The sequence below is a fragment of the bacterium genome (assembly GCA_018814885.1).
Classification (GTDB): Bacteria; Krumholzibacteriota; Krumholzibacteriia; order LZORAL124-64-63; family LZORAL124-64-63; genus JAHIYU01.
In genome coordinates, this window is the sequence record JAHIYU010000064.1 from 1 (window position 1) to 26,228 (window position 26,228).

21 protein-coding genes are annotated in these 26,228 nt (G+C 67.2%); 15 read left to right on the top strand and 6 right to left on the bottom strand.

Going from position 1 to position 26,228, the window contains the following annotated elements; genetic code table 11:
* The coding region (locus tag KJ554_03665) for a hypothetical protein (GenBank protein ID MBU0741434.1) at positions 1–1,650 on the top strand (1,650 nt) is incomplete at its 5' end.
* A gap of 334 nt (positions 1,651–1,984) precedes the next feature.
* Here the strand turns inward: KJ554_03665 and KJ554_03670 are convergent.
* A complete protein-coding gene (locus KJ554_03670; protein ID MBU0741435.1) occupies positions 1,985–2,509 on the bottom strand; it encodes an integrase core domain-containing protein in 525 nt (174 codons plus the stop codon).
* On the opposite strand from KJ554_03670, the gene KJ554_03675 reads away from it, so the two are divergent.
* The 14 genes from KJ554_03675 to KJ554_03740 all read left to right on the top strand — a co-directional run bounded on the left by KJ554_03675 (position 2,496) and on the right by KJ554_03740 (position 19,475).
* Positions 2,496–2,681, top strand: coding sequence for a hypothetical protein (locus KJ554_03675; protein MBU0741436.1), 186 nt, complete (start codon positions 2,496–2,498; stop codon positions 2,679–2,681). The two genes, KJ554_03670 and KJ554_03675, sit on opposite strands and share 14 nt — an antisense overlap.
* Positions 2,682–2,822: 141 nt before the next feature.
* On the top strand, positions 2,823–2,969 hold the full coding sequence (locus KJ554_03680; protein ID MBU0741437.1) for a hypothetical protein: 147 nt from the start codon (positions 2,823–2,825) through the stop codon (positions 2,967–2,969).
* Positions 2,970–3,020: 51 nt separating this feature from the next.
* Positions 3,021–6,194, top strand: a complete 3,174-nt coding sequence (locus KJ554_03685; protein ID MBU0741438.1) for a trypsin-like serine protease — start codon at positions 3,021–3,023, stop codon at positions 6,192–6,194.
* 813 nt (positions 6,195–7,007) lie between these two features.
* Positions 7,008–7,511: a hypothetical protein gene (locus KJ554_03690; GenBank protein MBU0741439.1), complete on the top strand. Its 504-nt coding sequence runs from the start codon at positions 7,008–7,010 to the stop codon at positions 7,509–7,511.
* A gap of 157 nt (positions 7,512–7,668) precedes the next feature.
* Positions 7,669–7,989 carry a hypothetical protein gene (locus tag KJ554_03695; protein MBU0741440.1) on the top strand — a complete coding sequence of 107 codons (321 nt, stop codon included), beginning with the start codon at positions 7,669–7,671 and terminating at the stop codon, positions 7,987–7,989.
* 150 nt (positions 7,990–8,139) lie between these two features.
* On the top strand, positions 8,140–8,997 hold the full coding sequence (locus KJ554_03700; GenBank protein ID MBU0741441.1) for a hypothetical protein: 858 nt from the start codon (positions 8,140–8,142) through the stop codon (positions 8,995–8,997).
* Between the two features lie 37 nt (positions 8,998–9,034).
* Positions 9,035–11,683, top strand: coding sequence for a hypothetical protein (locus tag KJ554_03705; GenBank protein ID MBU0741442.1), 2,649 nt, complete (start codon positions 9,035–9,037; stop codon positions 11,681–11,683).
* Positions 11,684–12,313: 630 nt separating this feature from the next.
* Positions 12,314–12,505: a hypothetical protein gene (locus KJ554_03710; GenBank protein MBU0741443.1), complete on the top strand. Its 192-nt coding sequence runs from the start codon at positions 12,314–12,316 to the stop codon at positions 12,503–12,505.
* Positions 12,506–12,557: 52 nt separating this feature from the next.
* The gene (locus tag KJ554_03715; GenBank protein MBU0741444.1) at positions 12,558–13,529 is read left to right on the top strand and encodes a hypothetical protein; all 972 of its coding nucleotides are present in this window, start codon (positions 12,558–12,560) and stop codon (positions 13,527–13,529) included.
* Positions 13,530–13,755: 226 nt separating this feature from the next.
* The gene (locus KJ554_03720) at positions 13,756–14,316 is read left to right on the top strand and encodes a hypothetical protein (protein ID MBU0741445.1); all 561 of its coding nucleotides are present in this window, start codon (positions 13,756–13,758) and stop codon (positions 14,314–14,316) included.
* Between the two features lie 122 nt (positions 14,317–14,438).
* Positions 14,439–15,275: a DUF916 domain-containing protein gene (locus tag KJ554_03725; protein ID MBU0741446.1), complete on the top strand. Its 837-nt coding sequence runs from the start codon at positions 14,439–14,441 to the stop codon at positions 15,273–15,275.
* Between the two features lie 73 nt (positions 15,276–15,348).
* A complete protein-coding gene (locus tag KJ554_03730; GenBank protein MBU0741447.1) occupies positions 15,349–18,417 on the top strand; it encodes a hypothetical protein in 3,069 nt (1,022 codons plus the stop codon).
* A 92-nt stretch (positions 18,418–18,509) separates the two neighbouring features.
* Positions 18,510–18,971 carry a hypothetical protein gene (locus KJ554_03735; GenBank protein ID MBU0741448.1) on the top strand — a complete coding sequence of 154 codons (462 nt, stop codon included), beginning with the start codon at positions 18,510–18,512 and terminating at the stop codon, positions 18,969–18,971.
* Between the two features lie 231 nt (positions 18,972–19,202).
* Positions 19,203–19,475: an RNA-binding protein gene (locus tag KJ554_03740; GenBank protein MBU0741449.1), complete on the top strand. Its 273-nt coding sequence runs from the start codon at positions 19,203–19,205 to the stop codon at positions 19,473–19,475.
* A 76-nt stretch (positions 19,476–19,551) separates the two neighbouring features.
* Here KJ554_03740 and KJ554_03745 read toward each other — a convergent pair whose 3' ends face one another.
* The 5 genes from KJ554_03745 to KJ554_03765 form a co-directional block, all read right to left on the bottom strand.
* The gene (locus tag KJ554_03745) at positions 19,552–19,863 is read right to left on the bottom strand and encodes a helix-turn-helix domain-containing protein (GenBank protein ID MBU0741450.1); all 312 of its coding nucleotides are present in this window, start codon (positions 19,861–19,863) and stop codon (positions 19,552–19,554) included.
* 86 nt (positions 19,864–19,949) lie between these two features.
* Positions 19,950–21,122, bottom strand: a complete 1,173-nt coding sequence (locus KJ554_03750; GenBank protein MBU0741451.1) for an FAD-binding oxidoreductase — start codon at positions 21,120–21,122, stop codon at positions 19,950–19,952.
* Position 21,123: 1 nt separating this feature from the next.
* The gene (locus KJ554_03755) at positions 21,124–23,196 is read right to left on the bottom strand and encodes an FAD-dependent oxidoreductase (GenBank protein ID MBU0741452.1); all 2,073 of its coding nucleotides are present in this window, start codon (positions 23,194–23,196) and stop codon (positions 21,124–21,126) included.
* Positions 23,193–24,974, bottom strand: a complete 1,782-nt coding sequence (locus tag KJ554_03760) for a (2Fe-2S)-binding protein (protein ID MBU0741453.1) — start codon at positions 24,972–24,974, stop codon at positions 23,193–23,195. The genes KJ554_03755 and KJ554_03760 overlap by 4 nt, the downstream gene beginning before the upstream one ends.
* Before the next feature lie 7 nt (positions 24,975–24,981).
* Positions 24,982–26,228 (bottom strand): 4Fe-4S binding protein (locus tag KJ554_03765; GenBank protein ID MBU0741454.1); only part of this gene is annotated, 1,247 nt, incomplete at its 5' end.

Genomic DNA, 26,228 nt, shown 5'->3' on the forward strand with positions numbered 1-26,228 from the left:
CCCCCCGTCGGCGGTCTGTCCGAGGGCCGCCGCTATCGATCCTGGTTCACCCTCGACCTGCAATCACTGCACCGACCGCTGGACGACTGCATCCACGAGACACCGGAGGGCGATCTTGCGGTGGCAGCGGGCTCGTTCGGTTTCCGAGGCCGGATGGGACCATCAGCCCTGGCTGCGTTCCTGGAAGGGTTCGATGGCACATGGCGGCAACTGTCCGAGACGACTGGACAGTTTGTGATCCTCCTCCACAAGGACGGCAGGATCTGGGTGAGTAGCGACCGCGGCAACATGGCGCACGTCTATCTCGACACCCGGTCCGGCGCCGTATCCAGCTCGTACCTGATGCTCGGCGACGCCGGACGACCACACACCGTCGATCGGTTGAGCCTGCTCGAGAGGCTGTACCTCGGCATCACCACCGGCGAGCGGACAGTGTTCAGGGAGATCGACCGCCTGCCTGCGGCGCATGCCATCGAGATGACCCCGGACGCAATGAAGTTGACCGCCTTGGACGTCGCCTCGCAGCCATCCTCGCCCCGTTCGTTCCGTGACGCCGTCGACGACGTGCGATCCCGCCTGATCGAGCTCTTCACCGCATACCGCACAATGCATCCAGGCCGCATCACGACCCCGCTGACGGGCGGGTTCGATAGCCGTCTCATTGTCGCGGTCCTGCGGGCCGTCGGTGCGACACCCGACCTGCTGGTCTACGGCGGCGCCTCCGATATCGACGTGCGCATTGCTAAGAACATCGCCGCGGTGGAAGGGCTGACCCTGGACCATATCGACAAATCGGAGCACCCGACACCGTCGGCCGACGAGTTCCCGGCCGTGCTCGAGGAGTCGTTCGTTACCCACGATGGCCGTGGCACCCTGGGCGTTTTCGGCAACGGCTCCGACATCCCGTCGCGCATACGACGTGCCGCCGACGGCGCTATGTATCTCAACGGCGGCGGCGGCGAGATCTACCGGAACTTCTGGAAGGTGCTCAATGCCGGGACCACCGTGATCGACTTCCTGCACCATCGCTACGAGCGTATCGATCGCCGCGCCCTTCGCGACCCCGCCGACTGGAACCGCATGCTCGAGCGGCTGGCAGATGCCTATGCCGATCTCGTCGGCGCCCAGGACGGCTGTCTCACCCGCGAACAGATCGATGGCCTCTATGTGCGCCAGCGGATCAGGTATTGGATGTCGCCCGACAACCAGGTGAACAACCTCTTCGGCCCCGCTATGCTGCCGTTCTCGGAGCCGGCGCTCACCGAACCGAGCCTCCGCCTGCCCGTCCCGTGGCGGGAAAACGGGCGGTTCCAGGCGGCACTCATCACGAGCCTCGACGCCGGCCTCGCCTCTTATCCGTCGGCCTACGGCTGGTCGTTCGACGCAGTGGCACCCCTGAAGACACGGCTGCGGACCTGGCTCAAGCTGAGGATCCCCACCTTCATTCGTCGGCGCTATCAGCGCCGCGCGTACGCCCAGCTCACGTTCATGCCCGAGAGGCCATTCTGGGCGCAATCGCCCTGGCGGGAGGCCGTGTTCGAGGATCGGCCGCTGCGAATCTCGGAGTACGTCGACGTCGAGGCGATCCATGGCAAGAACCAGCTCAACCGGGCATTCACCCTGGAGCTCTTGCTTCGCCGCTTCACCTAGCCGGTTGTCCCTGTGCCTCCCGAATATTCATCCGGCAATCAATTCAGGCAATCCAGGTTCGCCGATCATGTAGGTTTCGGCTTCAAGTAGCTCATTCGTAGCGGTGAGGAGTGGCGCTGCGTGATAATATGGCCCGTGGTGGGAGCGGGGCAGACCTGTCCCTTCCATGAGAAGGCATCCCTGTATGAGATCGGCTGTTGGGTGGTAACGTAGGAAATCTGGATTGAGAGTGTCGATATCGTCATCATAATAACTGGTGCCCGCGGCAAGATCCTGCCCTTCGTTGCTATTGGGCAGACCGATCTACCAATCCCGATAATCCAAACCGAGGAGCCTAGGCAGCTTTGCGGTAGTAGCGGTGATGCAGACCGCCGAGGACGGGTTTGCTATCCACGGGGCCAACATCCTGGCCCTGGATGGCCCGCGGCTCTGGCGAATCCATCTCGAGTCCAAGATGTGTCCGGGACTCATGGTAGTAGACCAAGTACTCCTTCAGCACTCGCTTCAGATGCCTTTCGCCAAGCACGATCACATGATCGAGACATTCCTGCCTGATCGTCCCGATGACACGTTCGCAGTAGCCGTTCTGCCATGGCGATCGTGGTGCAGTGACGATCTGCTCGATGCCCATTGCGGCTAGCGAATGAGCGGCTTGATATCCATAGATGCCATCCCGGTCCCGGATCAGATATCGAGGCGCTGAGTCGAACGGGAATGCCTGGATCAGTTGCAAGATTATCCAGTCAGCTGAGGGACTGGCCGTGACGTTGAAGTGGACGATCTGGCGTCGCTCGAGCGAGAAGACCAGGATTACGTAGAGCGTACTGAATGTGGCCGTATAAACGGTGAAGAAATCGATCGCGGCATCCGGGCGTCGATTGCGAACGCTGGTTGATGCGACCTCGGTAAACGCCGGTCGTCATTCGGTGACTTGGGACGGGATGACAGATCAACGTCAGTCGGTGCCGGCTGGTGTGTACTTCTATCTACTCGAAGCAGGCAAGCGAAGCGCTGTTGGGCGCATGACGTAGGTGAAGTAGGATCTATTAATTGCAACTATAGGATAGTCACGCCACCTCATTACTTAAGATGTGGGGCGGCATCGTCTCACTACCCTTGCTGTCCCGGACTTCTCCGGCACCTGCTGTGCCGAGATCGACTGGCTGGTCGAGATGGCCCCGCGTCCCGACCTCGCCGCGATGCCCGTCAACGGCTGCAATATCGGCAACACCGAGGCCGTGCGCCTCGGCGTCCACTACGACTTCGACAAGCTGTGTGGATATGCCGCGGGATACCCCCGCGGGAAGCTCCAGCCTTGAGCCTCCCGTCTTGATCTGTTATGCTCAATATCTAACGGGGAGGAGGGAATCATGTCCCAGAGACAAGATATACAAGCGATTTTCGTAGTCCTCGGTCTGTGCTCGGCCCTTGCCGCTGCGGTCCAGGCCGACCCACCCACCTTCTCGCCCCTGAAGCAGACCCCCGACGGCCGCATCGAGTCCGCCGATACGGTGATCATGCCCGGCCTGTCCGACCCGTCCATTCCCGCGGGTCCCCTAGGCCGCATCGTCACCCGCGACCTGCGCACGGGCGAGGTCACCATCCGCGAGGAGGTCACGCGCGAGGAGTTCCTGTCGGAGTACTTCCACCCCGGCGGCGAGGGAGTCCTGACCGACCCGTTTGCCGAGCCCGCCGCCAAGAACTTCGGCGCGTGGACGGAGATCGGCGATCCCAGCGTCGGCACCTATCCCATGCACGTGAAGGTCAACCTCTGCTGGGGCCCGCCCTGCAACGAGCCCTACGGCGGGCAATGTTCGGGCACGCTCATCGATCCCATGCACGTGATCACGGCCGGGCACTGCGTCTACAGCTACGACGAGGACCATCCCGGGTGGGCCGAGGAGGTCCGGGTGATACCGGGTCTCGACGAGGGCAACGAGCCCTTCGGGCACGCCCACGCCGTGCAGATCCATTCCTGGGAGGGCTGGACCGTCGACCACGACCACCACCACGACGTGGCCATCCTCGACCTGGACCGGCCCATCGGCGCGTTGACCGGCTGGCGGGGCTACGGCTACAACGACGACTGCGACTGGTACTACGGGGGCGGCTGGGTGCACCGCTCCTACCCGTCCGAGGGCGACTTCTTCGACGGCCAGAAGATGTACGAGAACGCCGGCAGCTTCGACGACTGCTGGTCGGACTATCCCCTGGACCTGCACATCGCCTACTTCAACAACGCCTCCTGGGGCGGCTCCAGCGGCTGCGGCGCCGTGCGCGACAACGTGGTCTACGCGATCTTCCGGGGCAGCGACCGCGAGACCATCTCCGAGGACTGCCTGATCACCGACAACAAGTTCGCCGACATCGGCGTCATGCGTTACGCGGACATGCCCTCGTCGCCCGACATCATGCCCATCTACGTGCAGGCCGAGGGGCTGAATTTCGACCCCGGCGATCAGCTCGCCGAGTTCACCTTCGTCCTGGCCAGCTACGCCGAGCAGGGGCTCAACACGAACGTGATCTGCGACATCTATCTCTCCGCCGACCAGAACATCACCACCGGCGACGTATGGCTGGACGACGTGTCCGTACCGGTGAACCTGCCGGCCATGAGCGCCCAGACCGTGGGCGTCTGGCCGCCGCCTTCGGTACCGCCCGCGACCACGTCGGGACGCTACTTCCTGGGCGTGATCCTCAACTACGCCGACGCCAACCCGGGCAACAACATAACCTCGGCGGTCGAGCTGGATTCCATATTCGTGGACTGTCCCCTGCCCGGCACGCCGGTGATCCTCTCGCCCCTGGAGGGCGAGACCTGCCAGCCGCTGGCTCGCACCATAGACTGGAACGACCAGCCGCTGATCGAGACCTACCAGCTGCGCTTCGGCACCTGGTGCGGCGAGACCCTCATCGACGTCGGCAGCGGCAGCCAGCACACCGTCAGCGGCCTGGACAACGGCACCACCTACTACGCCACCGTGCGCGCCAAGAAGTACTGCGGCTCCTGGAGCCCCTGGTCCGACTGCCGCAGCTTCACGACCCTGGACATCCCCACCTCCGCGGTGGCCTTCCTCACGCCGGGCGTCGGCGACATCTGCCAGGACTCGACCCAGGTGTCCATCGCCTGGCAGCCCGTGCCCGGGGCCACCGGCTACGAGCTGCGGGTGGGGGAGAGCTGCGGGAGCGGCGGCACCTACCCCTTGCCGTCGACGACGCCTTACCATGACGTCACCGGGTTGGACGGCGACACGACCTACTTCTACCAGGTGCGGGTGAAGGGAGTCTGCGGCAACTGGGGAGACTGGAGCGCCTGCCGCGACTTCAGCACCCTGCCGGGCATCTACCCGATGCCCTACGCGCCCTTCCCGCCCGACGGTTACGCCTGCATGAACGCCAACGCGAACCTGAGCTGGATGCCAGTCGAATACCCCTGCACCTACGAGGTGGAATGGGGCACATCCTGCCGCATGGACACCTCGACCGTCGTGACCACCAACGTCTGCTACCTGCCGCCCCTGGCCGAAGGCACCTGGTACTGGCACGTGCGCGCGCGTCACGTCTGCGGCGGCGTCAGCTCCTGGACGCCCTGCTACAGCTTCGGCGTGGACCTCACGGCGCCCACCTGGCCAGACTGGCTCGAGAGCACCACGCATGCGGTCTCGACCTGGTCGACCGTTCCGCAGGTGACCACCCGCTGGGAGGACGCCACCGACCCCTGCAACGTGCAGTACCGCGTGCTCTGGGACCACTTGCCGGCCACCGTGCCGGACACGCTGTCGCTGACCGTCATGGACGTGGAGTACACCTGCGATCCCCTGCCCGACGGCGACGACCACTGGTTCCACGTCCTGGCCCGGGACATGCCGGGCAACCTGGCCGTCAATCCGCAGCACATGGGACCCTTCTGGATCGACGCCACGTCGCCCGAAGTGCAGGTGATCAATCCCGTGGGCGGGCAGAACCTCGTGGAGGGTCAGCTGGTGACCATCGCCTGGTCGGCCGACGACCCTGCCTCGGGCGTCGACGACGCTGTGCTCCACTACACGATCGACGCCGGGGCCATCTGGCTGCCCATCGCCGCCATCACCGACCCGCTGATCACCACCTTCGACTGGACGGTGCCCGAGGCCACTACCGACAGCGCCCGCGTGCGGGTCACAGTCACCGACGTGGCCGGCAACGCCGGCGCCGCCACCAACGAGCGCTGGTTCAGCATCGGGCCGCCGACGGGGGTGGACGATCACGCCGCCGGCACGGCGACGCGCTTCGTGCTGGCGGGCAGCTACCCCAACCCGTTCAACCCGTCCACGACGATCCGCTTCGCCGTGCCTCGCCCGGCGCGCGTGCGGCTCGCCGTCTTCGATCTGCAGGGGCGGCGGGTGTGCACTTTGCGCGACGGCCCGGTCGACGGGCCGGCGTGGCACGAGGCGCAGTGGCGCGGCACGGACGACGCCGGCCAGCAGGTAGCCGCGGGGGTCTACTTCTGCCGGCTGGAAGCGGAGGCGTTCCACCAGACGGTGCGGATGGTGCTGGTCAAATGATGAACGCTGGACCGTGCTTTTGAAGCGATATACCGCGGGCACCTCCACGGGGTGAGGTGGTTTTGAGATCCGATGAGGGCGATCCCGCGGGTCTCGAAGAGATGGACAATGCCGGTCCAGGACTGGCCCGCCGCCCTGAATTACTTCTCGATCGTGTTCGAGGGAAGGGTGCCCAGATAGATCATGAGAGGCTGGTTACACAGTTCCGTTGACATACCCATCCTGACTTCTGCACTCTGCTCGTCCAGGCCGGCAACGGCTTCGGTCTGCCCAGCCCCGGGCACACCACGCTCACGCGCCTGGGCCCGCCGAGCTCCGACTTCCAGGTCGACAGCTTCTTCGACATCAACTGCCGGATCGATTTCCAGGGCTACCCCGGCAGCGTCCTGGACGGGATGGGCGGCGTGACCGAGGACACGACCCGTATCGAGACCTGCGAGAACCCCGTGCCGGTCGAGGCGGCCAGCACGTGGGGCGAGATCAAGGCCGGGTACGCCGACTGAGACGGCGAACGGGGGAGCTCCGAGGGGGCACCCCCGGCACCGACCGCATGTCCTGGGGCTGGTGAAGCCGGCCGAAGAGATCAGGAGATGAGGAGATGGAGCGAGTGCTGTCGCTCTATGATATGTTGTTGCGGCACGCAAGAACGGGATAGTTGACTTGTCAAATATTGACTTGTCAACTATCTCGTTTTTTCGTGCTCGATGTCCCCCTTCGCCGGCTTGCCGCTTACCCCCCTTGCCATCCGCATAACAAGACTGATATACTCTTCATGGTACCCCGCCCGGCCACATATCTCGAAAGGTAGATGACATGCGCCTCCTCATCCTGTGCGTGGGCCTGTTAATGTCCGCCGTCCTCGTCGCCGGTCCGGCCCACGCCCAGCCCGGCTGCGACATCGTCGTGCCGATCGACTGCGACGGCCCCGTGACCAACTATCCCGTCGGGTTCGGCGGCTATCCCGGCGGCTCGCTCGTCTGCGGCTATCCGTTCTCCGTCTGCGGCGGCACGGTCTTCGAGGTGACCCTGTCCGCGACCCAGCAGATCACCATGCACCTGGTCATCCCCTACGCGGCCGCCACCTACCTCTTTCTCTTCGAGGATTGCCTGGGCACGCATTGCATCGACTACATCCAGGTCACCCAGAGCGAGACCGACTGGTCCGTCTGCCTGCCCGCCGGCACCTACTACATCGGCATGCTCGAGCAGACGTGCGTCTTCTACTACTACGACTTATCGGTCAGCTGCGTGGATTGCAGCGACCCCATCGCCAACGTGAGCGGCGCCTGGGGGGCGGTGAAGGCGATCTACCGGTAGGTCGCCCTTGACGCACGAGGCCGGCGCCCTTCCGGCGGCGCTGGCCCCGTCTTGTCCGATCGCGGCTGCCAAAGCCCTGTCCCTGATTTTGAAAATGCGGTATGATTGACACCCCGCAGCTCGGAACACCATGTCGTATCCCGGGGGGTGATACCTCGTGTCCGCATGCATGTTCGCATTGGTCCTGATCCTGATCCTGTCCACCACCGTACGGGTCTCCGCGCGCACTTGGGAGGTCCACGCCGACGGCACCGGCGACGCGCCCACCATCCAGGCCGCCATCGACTCGCTCCAGTCCGACGACGACATCGTGCTCGCCGACGGGGTATACAGCGGTCCGGGCAACCGCGACCTCTACAACGCAGAGAAGCTGTTCACGATCGCCTCGCAGAGCGGCAACCCCACGGCCTGCGTCATCGACTGCCAGGGCGCGCCCGACGATCCCCACTGGGGCTTCGCCCTCGACGTCGGCGGCTGAAAGCAGCAATACGCCCTGGGTCTGCAGGGCATCACGATCACCGGCGCGCACGACTTCAGCGGCGGCGCGGTAACCGTCTGGGAAGGCATCCCGCTGGTCATCGACAACTGCATCTTCTCCAACAACACGGCGGACGACCGGGGTGGCGCCGTGGCGAACTTCGCCGGCGCGCTGACCATCACCAACTCCTTCTTCCTGGACAACACCGCCGCCGAGGGCGGGGCCCTGGCCGTGCTCTCGTACGGCACCCTCGAGATGGAGGGCTGCGTCTTCGCGGGCAACGACGCGGACCAGGGCGGGGCGATCCTGCTCGACAACGTCGGCCTGGTGTTCGCCCGCAACTGCACCTTCGCCGACAACCAGGCGCCCGTGGGCGCGGGACTGAGCGTCGTCTCGTCCACCGTGTCGCCCATGTTGCTGGAGAACTGCCTGATCGCCTTCGGTGCCGGGGGAGAAGGGCTGCACTGGGACGGCGCCGGCCTGCTGGAACTCAAGTGCTGCGACATCCACGGCAACGCGGGCGGCGATTGGATCGGCCCGCTCGCCGGCCAGTTCGGTCTTGCCGGCAACTTCCAGGCGGACCCGCTCTTCTGCGGCGCGCTGAATCCCGAACATCCGTACACGCTGGGCTGCGGTTCGCCCTGCTCCGTGGCCTACGCTCCGGTGCGGGGGCTTGTCGGTGCATTGCCGGTGGGTTGTGTCCTGACGTCCGTGAACGCGCCGCCGCGAATCGCGTGCCTGTATCCCTGCGTGCCCAACCCCTTCAACCCCAGTACGACCATCGCCTTCGAGCTGGCGGAGGCGGCGCGCGTACGGCTGGCCGTCTTCGACATCTCCGGGCGGCGGGTGTGGACGCTGGCCGACGGCAGGCTCATGCCCGCCGGCGGATACACGAGGACCTGGCACGGTATTGACGATGCCGGTCAGCCGGTTGCGGCGGGGGTGTACGTCTGTCGGCTGATCGCCGGGGATGCGGTCGATACCGTGAGAATGGCGCTGGTCAAATGAGCCCGGGCGCCGAACGGACATACCTGGAGGTGTAACCATGAGTCGCGCCATCACAATCGTCCTGCTGGTCGTGTCGACCGCCGCACCCGCGCTCGCCGGCGCGTCCAAGGACTTCACCCACGCCTGGAGCCGGCGTTTCGGCGGCGAGCAGATCGAACTGCTGCGCGACGTCTGCGTCGACGGGGCGGGCAACGTCATCGTCTGCGGACACCACGCGGGCGACATCGACTTCGGCGGCGGCACCCTGTCCTGCGCCGGGGGCGACGACGCCTTCCTGGCCAAGTTCGACGTCGACGGCAACCATATCTGGAGCCGGTCCTTCGGCGACTCGAGCGACCAGCAGGGCATCGCCGTGGGCGTGGATGCCGCCGGCAACATCTACCTCACGGGCTGGTTCCGCAGCATCGTGGACTTCGGGGGCGGACCCCTGACCGGCCCGGGCAACGAGGATACCTTCCTGGCCAAGTTCGACGGTCTCGGCAATCACTTGTGGAGCATCGCTCGGGGCGGGACCGGCAGCGATCGGCCCAACGATCTGGTCGTGGACTCGTGGGGCAACGTGGTGATCACCGGCTGGTTCTACGGGCCCGTCGCGGACTTCTGCGGGGGACTCGGCTGTGCCGGCGGTCAGGACATCTACCTGGTCAAGTACAATCCCTACGGCACCTGTCTCTACGCATTCTCCTGGGGCGACGCGAGCAACCAGCAAGGACTTGCGGTGGCCGTGGATATGAACGACGACATCCTGCTGGCCGGCGAGTTCTACGGCACTGTCGACTTCGGCTCCGGTCCGTTGACCAGCGCCGGCCAGGCGGACGTCTTCCTGGCCAAGTTCTACGGTGATACCGGTCAGATCTACTTCGCCTACAGCTACGGTGACGCCGATCACGATGCGGTGGCCGCCGTGGCCGCCGACCTCGATTACATCTACCTGGGCGGCAGCACCGTCGCGAGCATCGATTTCGGGGGCGGCGCGCTGGACGGCGGCGCCGGCTGGGACGTCTACGTGGCCTGTCTGGACGCCTACGGCGCCCATTACTGGAGCAGAATCTTCCCAGACGCCGACGGATCGTTCATGATGGACCTGATCCTCACCGACACGCATTGCCCCGCTATCACGGGATACTATGGCGATCGCATCGACTTCGGCGGTGGCGAACTGGTCAGTGCCGGCCAGGAGGACATCTTCGTGGCCGTGCTTGATCCCGGTGACGGCGGCCACGTCGAGTCGGCGAGCTTCGGCGGCACTGGCCTGGATTACGGTGACGCCCTAGCTTCCGCCCCCGGGGACTATCTGGTTCTCGGTGGCTATACCGACGGAACGATCGACCTGGGCGGCGGTCCGCTCGCCAACGCCGGCTATTACGACGTCCTGCTGGCGCGCTATCTGCTCGGTCCGCCGGGTTTCCCGCCCGAGGTCGTCGTGTCCATCCCGGACCTGCTCGTCCAGGAGACCGCGCCGCCCGTCGACAACCATGTCTGTCTCACCGACGTCTTCTGGGATCCCGAGGAGGGGAGCGCACTCGCCTACGAGGTCGTCGGCTGGACCAACTTGGATCTGCTGACCGCCACCGTGGACGCGGACAGCTGTCTGGACATCTCCTTCAACGAGCTGATGGACGGCGCGGCGGTGGTCACCGTCCGCGCTACCGACTCGGTCGGCCGCAGCATCGAGGACGCTTTCGAGGTGACGGTGGAGCCTCTGCCCGACGCCCCCCTGATCCAGGGCATCGCGGACGTGCCCAACGACCAGGGGCGCACGGTGCGCATCACCCTGCGCCGCTCCGGCCAGGACGACCTCGGCGCCACCACGCCGATCCTCCAGTACGAGGCCTGGCGCCGCCTCGATCCCCTGCCGCCGGCGGCGGCGGGACGACCGGTGCCGCCTGTCCGCGGCGCGCCCGTGTCCGCTTCCGACAAGTCCTTCGAGGACTGGGAGTTCGCCGGCGCGGTGCCGGCCCACGGTCACACGACCTACAGCCTGATCGTGCCGACCCTGGCCGACTCGACCATCTCCGATGGTCTGCACATGTCGGTCTTCTTCGTACGCGCTGCCACAGCTGCGCCGCTGACCTACTACGATTCCGCGCCCGACAGCGGCTACTCCGTGGACAACCTGGCGCCCAACGCGCCCGAGGGCTTCGCGGCGGCCTACGGCGCCGGCGTCGCCCTGAGCTGGGAACCCAGCGCGGACGCGGACTTCCGCTACTTCAAGATCTACCGCGGCGATGCGCCCGGCTTCGCGATCGATCCCGGGAATCCGCTGCAGACCACCGTGGACTCCGCCTGGCTGGACGGCGGCGGCGGCTTCGACAGCTTCTACAGGATCTCGGCCATCGACTTCGCGGGCAACGAGAGCCCGGCGGTGGCACCGACCACCACCACCGGCGCCAGCGACGCCCCCTCGGCCTTCAAGCTGCACGGCGCACATCCCAACCCCTTCAACCCGCGCACGACGATCGCCTTCGAGCTCCCCGCGGCGGCGCATGTGGATTTCCGTATCCATGACGTGTCGGGTCGCGTGGTGCGGACCCTGGCATCGGGCGTGCCCTACGCCGCGGGACGTCACGAGCTGGTCTGGGACGGCGTGGACGATGCCGGCCGGGCGGTCGCATCAGGCGTCTACGTCGGCCGCGCCTCGGCGCGCGGCGCGGTGTGCAGGGTGCGGTTGATGCTGGTGCGCTAGGCACAAGGGCGATGCCACGGGAACCGGGGGACTCGGGTGTCGCGTTGACGAAGCCGGAGCATCCCTGTCGATTCGTCCTGGCGCCGGGGGATCCGCAGGGATGAGATTACTTCCGGAATCCTCAGATTTCTTGTGCTGACCTACTGGCGACAGATATATAGACATCTGCTTGATGTACTGTATCTAATTGTCATATATAGACATGGCACGAAATGTCGATGTGCATGTTATGATGATTATGTGGTTGATAATGTTGTGATGTCGTGATAGGGTGGTGTCGAATTATCATAACGGGCTCGCCATGAGTCCCGTATCTGAGACCAGGGAGAACGGAGCCGACTACACCGAGTTGGGAGAGCTGAGGACGCGGAGGGAAAGCTCGCAGCGCTGTTCGGCATCCGTGAGTGGGTCGATGGTCCATACGGAAGATCAAAGATACCTCCGCGCAACGATTGACATCTCGATCTTCCGGCTGGCCCTCTATTTACCACCTCCTTGACTGCTTATTGCGAGCGGATTGTAGAGGTCCCAGAGACCCTCCGCGACCGGGTTGACTGCAACCAGACGTCGTCGAGGGTCTATTTCGTGGACTCTCGGTCATCAAGGGACCTCGGAAACCGGAGAGGATCAATGGAACGGCCTCTCGCGCGCATCGCAGAAAGCACCAGCGTCGAGATCCGCTGCCCCAAGTGCCAGTTGCTGCTGGGCATCAAGGGCGGCGGCGGTCAGTTCGAGGTTCGCTGGAAAGAACTCTGGGTCATGGTCGAGGGCGGCGTGGCCTCCATCCGCTGCCGGCGGTGCGGGACGATCAGCAACGTCTGACCGCTTGGTGGGATGCGAGTCCGCGGCCGACGTACGAACGAACGGTCGAATCATGTACAGATTGACGTGGCGCAGCAAGGCATCGAGTGGAGCCGGATGTGTCCGCAGCCTGGGGCTTGCGGCTCTCGCGGTGCTCTCTGCCGCTTCGGCGCCGGCCCAGCCCGACCCCAGCGTCGAATTCGACCCCCCCTTCTTCTATATCGGCACCTATTCGACCCTGGAGTCGCTGCAGTCGGACATGCTCTCGGGATCGACGGTCCTGCGCGTGCTGTCGGCGGTTTCGTGGCAGCTGGAACTGATGCTCGAAGGTCCCATCCGCCGCACGCTGGACGGCCTGGAGCTGCCCCTGTCCCGGGTCACGGTCGTGCATCCCGAGGTGCCCAACGAGGTCGTCAACCTCCAGCCGTACATCTACACCGAGCGCCGCGGCTCGGACGTTCCCTACGAGATCGTGGCCGACTGGCTGCGTCTGGCCACCGGGCTGCAGGCATATCTGGACCAAGGGGACCCGCCGGGGACCTACGAACTCACCGTGCTCGCGCGCCTGCTGGATCCGCAGGGTGCGCCCCTGACCGATTATGCGTCCTGCACCCTGCAGTTCGATATCGAACCCTGGGTCCAGTTCTCGACGTCGATATTCCCCGCCTGCGACGTGTCGGTGCCGGACGGAGGCTTCACGGGCGAGAGCCCGACGGTGGTGATTTCCCTGATCAGCAACAGCAATTGGAGACTGATGATTCACGGGTCGGCGGATCTGGTCATGATGGACGGCGATGCCGTCATCCCGATCGACGTGCTGTCGGCCTGTGTCGTGGATAGAGGTGTTGGGTGGAGGCCCCAGAGGTCCGAGTGCGAGACCATCCAGAATGGTCCGGTCGTCCTGGTAGTGGGAGAGGAACCGCTCCCGTTCTCCGTCACGGTCCAGCAGATCCCCGTATACATCCGCTTCGACGGCACACCGCCGCTGGCAGCAGGACGTTACGGATCGTCGCTGGCCTTCGAGGCGGAGATCGTCGGTTTCTAGCCCCGAGACGGGCGGATGCGAAGGGGGGTGCTTCCTACTCGGATCGAGGAAGTCCGGAGGATCCGGACATGGGGCCTCACAGCGTACGGTTTCGAGAACGAACGATGAGGGCCGTTTGGACGGCCGGGACGCGGCGGACAGCCGCGTCGCCGTGGGCTGGGGGCGCGAGTTGACCGATCCCGAGATCGGTCCGCAAGACTTGAACCCTCTTACGGAGGTACATACGATGCGTAAGACAGCACTATTTTTGATGTTTGCCTGCATCTTCGCGGCCGGTTTGGCCTATGCCGATCCGGATGACACCGCGACCATGGAGGTCTTCGTCGAGGTCGACGCGAACATGACCGTGGCCCCGGGCGCGGCCTTCACGGACCTGAGCAGCGTGCAGGTCGGCCCGATCTTCGGCTACATTCCCTTCCGCGTCGACGCCAACACCCAGACCTGCATGTTCCGGGGGGCGGCCAGCAACCTGTACAAGGGCGACGATCCCGTCAATCCCGAAGTGCCGCCGATCCTGGTCTCGTTGCCGGAAGGGATCTCGTTCGTCTGCCCGGACGCCAACCCCACCAATGGCCAGGACAACAACGCCGCGTACGTGGCGCCCTTCACCGTGATGGGGGTCTTCCCCGGCCACCAGTGTGAATGGGTCGAGTTCGAGAGCAGCCAGAACAATCACTTCAGCCAGGACATCGTCATGGAAGTGACCTGGATTCAGAGCGACCCCGAGAAGCCCATGGGCGAGTACAGCGGGTACGTCGAATTCGAGGCCATGATCGTTCTGCCGTGATGTTTTCCAGCGCCGGCAGCCGGCCGGCGCGCATCAAACCCGGCCGGGCACGGGCCCGGCCGGGGACCCACAGGAGAGGCCCAGACATGCTGCACGATCAACCCCAGCAACGAGGCCCAGTCATGACCAGTTTCTGCATCCGCCGCGCGGGCAGCGCCGTCCTGGCGCTCTGCCTGCTGATCCTGTCGACGCCGGCCGCGGCGTCCCTGTCCGTCCAACCCGCCTTCGTGGAACTCGACCTCTCGAAGGGGCGTCCCGCGAAGGTCGTGACCGTGACCAACGTCTCCGACCAGGAACTCCGCTACCGGGCCGAGACCGTGCACTTCGTCTACACCGCGGGCGGCAGCTTCGAGACGGTCGAACCAGACGCCCAGTCCATGGCCAGCTGGATCAAGTTCAACCCGCGTGAATTCACCCTCGCGGCCGGCGAGAGCCGGTCCATCCGCCTGACGGTCGTCGCCCCCAAGAACCTAGACGACGGGGAGTACTGGGCCGCCCTGCGCTTCGAGCCGCTGGTGGGCCTGGTCAGCAAGAGCGAGGTGACCGACGGGAAGTCGGTGGCCATCGAGGTGCGGACCAACATCCTGGTCCCCATCGTCGGACGCAAGGGCGACCTCGTCTTCCAGTGCAGCCTGACCGACCTGAAGGCCTGGCGCAGCGATCAGGGGTTCGCCGTGGTCGCCAGCGTGGCCAATACCGGCAATGGCCGGGCCAGGGTCGTGGGGACCTGCGAGGTCCTGGACGCCGACGGCAACCCGGTGGCCGACGGCCCTCTCGGCGAGGACACGATCCTCGCCGGCGGCGAGCGCCGCTTCGAGCGCCTGCTGGCGGGGGATTATCCGCCGGGCGCGTACACGGTCCGCGTGCGCTGCACCTCCAAGAACTTCAAGGACGTGCTGGCCGGACAGACCGGGGTTCGGGATGAACCCCCTGCCGGGTACGACAGTGGAACGCCCTAGGCCACGGCACGCCGGATCCGTCGCGACGTCTCTCCGTCGCGGCGGCATCCCCGCCTACGGATTCATCCTGGCCGTGGGCGCGATGCTCCTCTGCCTCGGCGCGGGAGCGATCGCCCGGTCGGAAGCGGCCGCGGTCTCTCCGGGTGCCGATGTCGGCGCCGCGGGGAGTACCGGCCCGGTGATCGAGACCAACCTGGCGGGTTTCACCCTGCAGGGACGCACGCGGCTCGAGCGGCTGGTCATCGCGGATCTCGACATCGTCGAGGACGTCGACGGCCGGCGTCGCCTGCCGCTGCTGCGGATCCTCCAGGCACTGCAGGTCGAGGTGACGACGACCGGCAGCACCGTCTCCTTCCGGCCGGACGGCGCGGGCGAGGTCGTCCTCGACCACGTAGCCGGCACGCTGAGCGACGAACAAGGGACCCGGCCGTGCGCGACCCTGGTCGGTCTATCGGACCTGACCTTCGAATCCGAGATCTACGTGCCCGACGAGATACTGCCCGCGGTCCTGGCCATGGAGATGTTCTGGGATCCGCTGCGCTACGCGTACACCTTCACCGTCGACCGCGAGATCGCCGTCTTCCGGCGGGAGCACGGGGGCGTGGGGCTGCTCTCGCGGCGGGATCCCGGCGCCGGCATACAGCTGCCCAGCATGCTGCCGACTGCGGGCCTCGACCGCTCCCTGGCGCCCAGGATCGACTTCCTGCAGGTCAACATGCAGAGCAGCATCATCACCAGCGAAGGCGACAGCGAACCGGCCGGCACCTTCGCGCCGCCCCGCTATGGCCTCTGGGGTCACGCCCTGGGCGGGAACCTGACCACCACGGTGACCCAGAAGGAGTCCTCGCCGGGGGCTGGCTATCGCATCGACCGCGTCTTCTGGAACACCTGCTACGACGATGTGGAGGTGGCTCTCGGCACCAGCAACCTGGGCCTGACCGAGCTGACCTTTCCCGCGCTGAACCTGCTCGGGTTGCGCTTCAACGGGAGCGTCGGGGGCGCGAGCAGGGATCGCGACCCGTCGCTGATGGGACGCCGCGAGACATTCCAGCAGAGTCACGTCATCCAGGGCTACGCCCCCCTGGGTTCGGAGGTGACCCTGCTGATCAACGAACGCGTCGTGGATGTGCAGATCGTCCAGGACACCGACCACGCGCCGCCCGGGGAGGGCGTCTACCGCTTCGACGGCTTCAACCTCTTCGTCAGCCGGCTCAACGAGGTGCGCATCGTCATCGCCGCGCCGGACGGCACGGTCGAGGAGGTCGAACGCGAGGTCCTGGGTACGGACAGCCTCATCGACGACGGGCAGCTGGCCTTCGTCGGCGCCCTGGGCGGCCGACGTCTGGCTGCGGTCGACGACTTCGGGGGCGAAGGTTTCTTCGCCGGCGGCAGGATGAACTACGGCCTGACCGAGAACCTCACCCTGAGCGGTTCGGCGGCCCACCAGCAGGATCTCTTCGGCGCCGATGCCTTCCGCTTCACCGGCCAGGGCGAGACCGACTCCCTGCCCTCGCAGAGCACCCACCTGGGATCGCGCCTGATCTGGCAGGTGGCCGACCCCCTGCTGTTGACGGTCGAGGGGGCGCGGAGCGAGACCGGCGAGATGTCCAGCGCCGACTGGGCCTACCGGACCAACGCCGAGCTGCACATGGGCCGGCTGCGTCTCTATCCCGCCTACTTCCGCTACGGGCCGTCGTTCTTCGATGGACAGAGGGCCGACCTGCGCGACGTGGCGGGCGGTAGCCTGAGCATGGTCTGGCGCTCCCCCTCGGGCGACCGGATCACCTTCGGCGGCTCGTCCTCCCGCGACAACCTCGACCGCGAGCGCAGCCGCACCGTCCGCATCCGGGACACGATCCTGTCCTGGGACCTGCGCAGGCTGATCCCCCGTTCGACCCTCACCCTGGGCACCAACCTGGTCTGGCTCGACGACGCCTCGCCCTACCGCTACGACGTGATCGGGCTCGACAGCGGGTTGCTGGGGGGCTGGACCCTGCGGAGCCGTTTCGTGATCGGCGACGACATCAGGCGGATCATGCGCGAGCAGCTGCCCGACGGCACGTCCTCGCGTTTCGATCGGATCCGCAGGCAGGCCAGCAACTTCGATGCGCGCTCGTCCCTGGGCAGCGGCTCGCAGAGTTCGCGTTTCGATCTGCGTCGTCGGCTCAGCGCCCGCTGGCAGCTCTCGGCGGCCTACCGCTCGACCGGCGACACCAAGCGCAGCTACCTGGACCTGATGCGCAGCGCCTCCTACGGCGAGTCGTGGCAGTGGCGCTTCACTCCCGGCTACGACTGGAGCGATCGTTCGTTGTATCTGCAGAACCGCCTCGAGTACCTGCTCGGGGGGAGCTACCGCAATCGCGTGGTGCTGGAGAACCAGTTCCTGAAGGACGACTGGACGGTGCGCTTTTCGGTGATGGTCCAGCTGAACGTCGGCTTCGCGGACCGCAAACCCATTCCCATCGTCGACGACCGCCTGAACCCCGACATGGGCGGTGTCAAGGGCCGCGTCTTCCTCGACTACAACGGTAACGGTGTGCCCGACGGTGGAGAGCCGGGCGTCGAGAACGTCGCCCTGGACACGGACATGGGCTGGCGGATCTCCTCGGGCAAGGGCGGGCTGTTCGTCATCCCCAATTCCTCCTACCGGTTGCGGGCGCGGGTCAGCCTCGACGCGGAAAACCTGCCCGCCGTCTACACGCCCACCCACGGCACCCAGGACGCCATCGTCCGCTCGGGCATGTTCACCGAGGTCAACCTGGGGATCGGCGCCTTCGGCTCGGTTCTCGGCGCGGTCCGGGGATCCACAGCCGACGAGACGATCGAGGGGGTGGCGGGATTGCGTATTCTGCTCGTGGACGGCGAAGGCAACGTTGCCGGGCACTCCATCACCGCCCGCGACGGCAGCTACTACCTGGGCGAGATCAAGCCGGGCCGCTATCGGGTGCGGGTCGACCAGACCGTGCTGCCCGGCGGCTTCACCCTGGAGGACGCCGAACGGGAGGTGGAGGTCTTCCCGCGTGACGAGTTCTTCGAGCTGGAGGGCATCGACTTCCTGGGGAAGCTCGCCGAGCTCTCGGCGCCGGAGCCCGCGGTCGAGCAGGAATCCCCGTCGGATGCGCAGTACAAGATCTTCGACTGAACGTGCGCGCGCCGCCCTATCGCACGCCGGCTTGAAAGGAGCCGGATGATGCCGTACACTATTGACGGGACCTTTTCAGAACGGAGGCCGTCATGCGCAGTTCACCAATCCCGCTCTTTCTGTCCACGCTGTGCCTGATCGCGGCCGCCGCCGCGGCGGCCTCCGTACCCCTGGGCGAGCCCTTCGTCCTCGGCGTCGGCGAATCCGTCGCGGTGGGGGACGGCGGCCTGGTGGTGGGCTTCAACGCCATCCTCGCCGATTCGCGCTGTCCGGTCGAGGCCCTCTGCTTCTGGGAGGGTGACGCCGAGGCCCAGCTCTGGGCCGACGCTCCCGTCGATCCGCCGCTGACCTTCGTCCTGCATACCACGCTGGAACCGCATCTGATCACCACCGGTCACTTTCGGATCGAGTTGCTCTGGGTGGCGCCTTATCCCACGATCGCCACCGTGCCCATCGATCCCGGGACATACGAGGTCACGCTCGTGGCACTGTCGACCGCACCGACCGCGAACGAGCCGGCGACCTGGAGCACCGTCAAGGCCCTCTACCGGTGACACCGGCGGTCTGCGTCCCGGGCGAATAATTTATTTGCACTTTTCCCTGATACGGCATAGTCTATGCGAGCAACCAATGGCGGTTTCGGACCGGAGAAAGGGCCGGGACCGTTGGTTTGCGGCCCGGCTCGAATCGTCGCCGGGTCTGTAGGAGGCACGGAGAATCACCGGATTAGGCCGGTGTCCCCGAGTGCCTGCGATCGCCGGATAGCCGGCAGAGATGAGAATGAGATGAAGAAGATCTACGTCGGAAACCTACCCTTCACCGCTACCGAGGATGAGCTGCGCAACCTGTTCGGTCAGCACGGCGAGGTCCACTCGGTGGCCCTGATCAACGACCGCGACACCGGCCGCCCCCGCGGCTTCGGTTTCGTGGAGATGGACGACGGCGCCGCCGACGCAGCCATCAGCGCCCTCAACGGCACCCAGTTGGGCGGCCGCGATCTCAACGTGAACGAGGCGCGCGAGCGTCCCCGCCGCGAAAACCGCGGCACGGGTTGGTAGTCCGACCTCGACGATAGCGTCGACAGCGAGACCCCGCCTCTTCGGAGGCGGGGTCTTCGTTTGCGCGTCGGCCGGGTCAGTCGTCCCGCTCTTGTTCCAGGCGTTTTCTGGCTTGCCTCTGCAGCTCGATCAGGGTCTCGGGCCGGTCCACGCCTAGCTTCCTCGACTCCTTCTCGATCAACTCGCTTTGGGTCAGGGGCTTCGGCTCCGGCGCCCACTCGCCACGCACCAGCGCCTTGACCTGCTCGCGGTCGAAGCGCCACTGGCCACCGATCTGCGAGCCGGGCATCTTGCCGCGCTTGACCATGCGCTGGATGGTCCGCTCCGACACCTGGAGCAGTTCGGCCGCCTGCTGGAGGGTGAGGATCTCGGGATAATCACTCCGCATCACGGTCGCCTCCCTTGAAGTGTGGTGAACATGATAGCAATAATGGCGAACATTGTCAATCTTTGTCATAAGATGTCGCAATATGTCTATTTCAGGGCTTCTTTCTTCGCAGCCCAGTAATCGCGCTTGAAGCGGAAGCAGGCATGCACCTCGTCGGGCAGGGTCGAGCGGCCGCCGAGGATCAACGAGGTGACGTTCTTGGCCACCCCCGGTCCCATCATGAAGCCCTGGCCGCACATGCCGACCGCCAGCAGCAGTCCGTCGACGCCCTCGATGCGGTCGATGATGGGTACGCCGTCGGGCGTCATGGGGTAGCAGCCGCGCCAGACGCGGCGGATCAGGAGATTCCGCAGGCGCGGGATCAGCGAGATCATCCGGTTGGCCAGAATGGGCAGGAATTCCGAGAGGGACTCGCGGTCGGTGCCCGGGAAGAGCTGCTTGGGCGTGTAGCAGAAGATGATCTGTCCCTCGTGGTTCTGGCCGAAGTAGAAGTTGGCGGTCCTGCCCTCGGGGCCGGGGCGCAGGTCCACGACCAGCGGCGCCAGGAAGTGCGCGACCGGCGCGCTGATGCCCGCCTCGTGCGCATCCGGCGCCACGGGGATCTCGAAACCGAGCATCCCGCCGTGTTCGGAGGCGTCGGCGCCGGCGGCCAGCAGGGTCTCTCCGGCGTGGTATTCGCCCCGGTCGGTCCGGACGCCGGTTACGCGGTCCCCTTCGCGCAAGTAGCCCAGGACGCGCTCGTTGAACCTGTACTCGGCGCCGTGGCGCTGTGCCTCGCGCTGGAAGGCGACCGGCGCCAGCAGGGGCGAGACCTGGCCGTCGTTGGGACTGTAGGTGCCGCCGCGCAGGCCGTCGCGCGTGATGCCGGGGCAGAGCTCGGCGATGCGGTCGGCATCGACCCAGTCGATTTCCAGGCCGTGGGCCTTCTGGAGGGGCAGGATGCCCTTCAGCACGCCCTCGATCTGCGCGTCGAAGACGGGGAAGCAGTAGCCGCCCGGTTTCCAGCCCATGCCGAAGCCGTACGTCTCTTCCCAGGTCGTGAAGATCTTCAGGCTCTCGCTGCAGGTCATGATCTTGCCGGGGTCGGAATGCGTGGCGCGCACGCCGCCGATGGCGGCCTTGTTGTCGCCCTGGCCGGCGGCCGGCCGGCGGTCGAGCGCCAGCACCTTCAGGCCAGCCTGGGCCAGGAAGCAGGCGCTCGGATTGCCGACGCTGCCCGCGCCGACGACGATCACGTCGTATGTCCCGTTGGCGGCCACGTCAGTCGACCTCCTCCGCGACCCGTCGGACGAAGTCGCCCAGGTGCACTTCGGCCACCAGGGGCCGGATGGTGGGGCGCGTCACCTCGGACGGGGCCACGCCCTCCTCGCGGTAGAGGCGCAGCACGAGCTCGGTGCAGGTCTTGCCGCCGCAGCCGCCCATGCCCGAGCGGACCACGGCCTTGAGCTGGTTCATGTCGCGCACCCCGTCGCGGATCGCCGCGACGATCTCGCTCCTGCGGATCCGCTCGCAGCGGCAGACGATGGGATCCTCGTCCGTTGCGCTCCAGTCGACCGGCTCGCCCTGCCACGGCTCGCGGATGCGGAAGCCCGCGACCGCGTGCTTGTCCGCGTACGGCACCTCGAGCAGGAGCAGCTTGCGCCGATCCTGGTCCTCGCGCTCGCGCACGGCGATCACCGCGCCCGTGCCCACATCGCGGCCCTCCATGTCGACGGTGACGACCTCCTCGCCGAAGGGGATCGTCTCGTCGGCGAACTCGAAGGGCACGGTCAGCAGCGCCTTCTCGCCGGTCGGGTCGTAGTCGTTGTTCACCAGGTTGATGGCCAGGCCGGGACAGGCGATGACGCACTGCCCGCAGCCCTCGCACACGCCGGAGAACTCGGGCAGCGCGAGGATCGAGCCGGGCATGGAGATCAGGCCGTGCGGGCAGGCCTCGGTGCAGGGGTTGCAGGGGATCTCCTGGACGCAGCGCAGCAGCGGGTAGACGGGCGCGTCGATCTCGGGCGCCGCGAAGGCGCCGGGCTCGCCGCCGTGGTGCTTGAGCATCTCGCCGAAGCTCTCCCAGTCGCTGGGGATGGGCACGTCCACGCCCAGTTCGCGGGCCAGCCTGCGGCCGGCGATCTTGCCCGCGAAGATGGCCGCCGAGGCCTCGGCGATCTCGTTGGTGTCGCCGGCGGCCATGACTGTCATGCCGTACTCGCGGGCCTTGACCAGCAGCTCGTCCACGGGCGACAGGCCGACCGCCACCAGGACCGTGTCCACGTCGAAGGCGCGCTCGGTGCCCGCGATGGGCCGGAAGGACTCGTCGACGGCGGTGGTGACGACGCGTTCGACCTTCTCGTCGCCCTCGGCGCGGACCACCGTGTGGCGGGTCCAGACGGGCACTCCCAGGCGCCTGATCTTGTCCTCGTGCACCTTGTAGCCGCCGCAGCGGGGCAGCGCCTCGACCAGTCCGACCACGTCGATGCCCGCCTGCAGCGCGTGGTAGGCGCCGATCAGGCCCACGTTGCCGCCGCCGATGATGAACAGCCGCTCGGCGCAGCGCACCTGGTCCCGGTTCACCAGGGTCTGGAAGGCGCCGGCTCCGTAGACGCCGGTCAGGTCGCAGCCGGGGAAGGCGAGACTCTTCTCGCGGGCGCCGCAGGTGATCAGCGTGGCCTGCGGGGTGACCAGGCGGTAGCCGTCCGGGCCGGCCACGCCGAACTTGCCGTCGCTGAAGACGCCCACCACCGTCGCGTTCAGCCAGACCTCGACGGCGGGCAGGGCGGTGACCTCGTCGGCCAGCCTGCGGCCGATGTCCACCCCGCGCAGACCGGCGTAGCAGTCGGCCACCGAGCCGAAGAAGTTATGGGTCTGCAGGCTCAATTTGCCGCCGAGCTCCTGCTTGTCGTCGACGATCAGGACTTCGAGGCCCAGCCGTCCCAGCTCGTTGGCGGCGCAGACGCCGGCGGGACCGCCGCCGATGATCAGCACCTGGACGGCCGTGTCGGGCACGTCGGGACTGATCGCCTCGGGCGCGACCTCGCCCAGGCCGGGATGGCCCTCGCAGCTCTGCACCGTCATGCCGGGGGTCACCGGCACCATGCAGGACTTCACCGGCCGGCCGTCGGCCACCACGGTGCACTGGGAGCACTGGCCGTTGACGCAGAAGATGCCCTGGGCGCCGTCGTCCCTGTGGTGGTGTCCGAAGACCGAGATGCCGGCGGCGTAGAGTGCCGACGAGATGACCTCGCCCCTGCGCGCCGCCAGGGTCCGTCCGTTGAAGGTGAACGCGATCCGCTCGTCGGTCAGCGGCGGCAGGATGGGATGGGACGCTATGCGGCGGTCGCTCATCGTCCCACCTTCACGGTGCCGTCGAAGGATGCGGTGGGCTCGGCGAATCGGCCTTCCAGCCATGTCCCCCGGCGCGTGAGCAGCGCGGCCTGGGCCAGGTCGTGCGGGCCCGCGCGCAGGCCGACGTCGGCGGACGCCTGCAGCCGCGCGACCATGTCCCGGCGCTCGTCCCGGGTGATGCGGAAGCGGAAGGGCGTGTCGCCGCTGCCCGCGGCGCCGGCCAGTTCGTCCAGCGAGACGATCTCGCCCGCGAAATCCGTCACGGCGGTCCGGTCGCAGACGATCAGGCGGGCGGCGCAGGCGGCCTGCCGCGCCGTCGCGGCCAGGCGGACCTTCAGCCCGAGGTCCCGGAGCTGCGCGCCGGCCGCGGCCAGCACGTCGCGCAGGCGCCAGCCCGCCACCAGGCCGTCCAGCAACAGGTCCAGCTCCACCAGGTCGCCCAGGTACAGGACGTCGGCCGCGCCGGGCTCCACGGGGAACAGCGCGGCGATCCCGTCCGGAACGTGCGGCGCCAGCTCCGGTCGCGACTTGAGCCAGTCCGCCACCGCGAGCGCACGGTCCAGGCCGCGGCCGACCGTGGGCGCATCGGGGCAGGTCACCGCGAGCGGGGAAAAAGCCAGGCCGTCGCGGAAGGCGGCGACCGCCAGGTCGGGCCCGCCGGCGCCCGGGCGCGGCCGGACGTACGCCAGGCGTTCGGCGCCCAGCCCGGCGCAGGCAGCGATCCGGCGCGCCGTCTCGACCTGTCGCTCGCCCAGGTGGCCGCCCTCGCCGTAGGGGCACGTGTCGCGGTCCCGGCACATCAGCTGCACGCCGTCGGCGCCGCGGGCCAGGCAGGACAGCATGTCGTCCACGCCTACGCGACCCACGCAGGTGACCGCGATCAGGCCGTCGCGGTCGGCGAGCTCGGAGCGGGCGCAGGCGTAGGTGACCGTCCGGCCGCGCAGGTCGGGCGCGCCGATCAGGTCCGCGTCCGGGTGGTGGCGCTGGGTGATGGCTCCGGTGGGACAGGCGCCGGCGCAGATGCCGCAGCCGGTGCAGGTCTGCGGCGAGATGGTCGCGACAAATCCGGCGCCACGGACGGCGTAGACGCGCGGGATGTCGAAGGGGCAAACCTCCTCGCAGATCCCGCAGCCGCGGCAATGGTCGTCCCGCACCTCGCAGACGGCCACGTCGAAGGCGTGGTTCCAGATGTTCAGCGTGCCGCCGGCGCGCGTGAAGCCGATCTCGCCGGTGGGGCAGATCTCGGCGCAGGCCAGGCAGCCGACGCAATCCTCGCCCACCTCGTCTGGCCGGGGCCCGACCGTCTTCGCGGTGCCGCGTCCCAGCGGCGCCAGGGCCCGGGTGCTCAGCTCGTTGCACACGCGCACGCAGAGGCCGCACTGGATGCACATGTCGGCGTCGGCCCGGGGCGGGAACGCCGTGCCGTCGACGCCCTCGCGGCGGGCGACGGCCCTGATCTCGTCGGAGTCCGGACAGCGCGCCAGGTAGAGTTCGAGCAGGGTGCGGCGCGTCGCCCTGACTTTCCGGGAGGTGGTCGACACCTGCAGGCCCGGCGCCACGGGGTAGAGGCACGAGGCGACCAGGCCGGACCAGCCGCCCCAGTCCGCATGGGTGATCTCCACCACGCACAGGCGGCAGGCGCCGCTGGGCTCCAGCGAGGGGTGGTCGCAGAGGGTCGGCACGCGCACGCCCAGCTCGCGCGCGGCGTCCAGGACCGTGGCGCCCGGCGCGACCGCCACCGGCTGTCCGTCGATCGTGATGCGGATCGCGTCGCTCAAGTCGCGCCTACCTCGCAATGATGGCGTCTTCGGGGCACGTGGCCTGGCACAGGCCGCAGCTGGTGCACGCCTCGACGTCGATCGTGTGCCGTTCCTTCTTGCGTCCGGTGACCGCGTCGGCGGGGCAGACCTTCACGCAGGCGGCGCAGCCGTTGCAGGCGTCGGTGATCTCGAAGACGATCAGCTCGCGGCAGACGCCGGCCGGACACCGCCTGTCGCCGATGTGCGCCGCGTACTCGTCGCGGAAGTGCTTCAGGGTCGAGCGCACCGGATTGGCCGCGCTCCTGCCCAGGCCGCAGAGCGAACCGTCGTCCAGGACGTCGAAGAGCCGCTCGAGGGCCGGGATGTCGCCGGGCGCGCCCTCGCCCGCGCAGATGCGCTCCAGGATGGCCAGCATCTGGTCCAGGCCCAGACGGCAGGCGGCGCACTTGCCGCAGGATTCATCCGCCAGGAATCGCGTGAAGTAGCGGGCCACGTCGACCATGCAGGTCCGCTCGTCCATGACGATCATGCCGCCCGAGCCCATCATCGAGCCGGCCCGGGTCAGCTCGCCGAAGTCCACGGGTATGTCCAGCATCGACGCGGGGACGCAGCCGCCGCTGGGTCCGCCGGTCTGCACGGCCTTCAGCGCACGGCCGTCGCGGATGCCGCCGCCGATGTCGTAGACGATCTCGCGCAGGGTCATGCCCATGGGCACCTCGACCAGGCCCGTGTTGACGACCTTGCCCACCAGCGAGAAGATCTTGGTGCCTTTCGACTCGTCCGTGCCCACGGCGGCGAAGGCCTCGGCGCCCCGGCCGACGATCAGCGGCACGTTGGCCCAGGTCTCCACGTTGTTCAGGACCGTCGGGCTGTCGTAGAGGCCGCTGGTGGAGGTGTGGACGTACTTTGCGCGCGGCTCGCCGATCTCGCCCTCGATGGATTTCATCAGGGCCGTCGATTCGCCGCAGACGAAAGACCCGCCGCCACGGCTGATCCGGATGTCGTAGCCGAAGCCCGAGCCGAGGATGTCCGCGCCCAGCAGACCCGCCCGCCGCGCCTGGTCCAGGGCCACGCTCAGGTGTTCGACCGCCACGGGATACTCCGCCCGCACGTAGACGTAGCCCACGGCCTCCGCGTCGCCGCCGGCGATGGCGTACGCGCCGATGATCATGCCCTCGATCACCGAGTGGGGGTTGCCCTCGAGCAGGGAGCAGTCCATGAAGGCGCCGGGATCGCCCTCGTCGGCGTTGCACAGGACGTACTTGCGCGCGG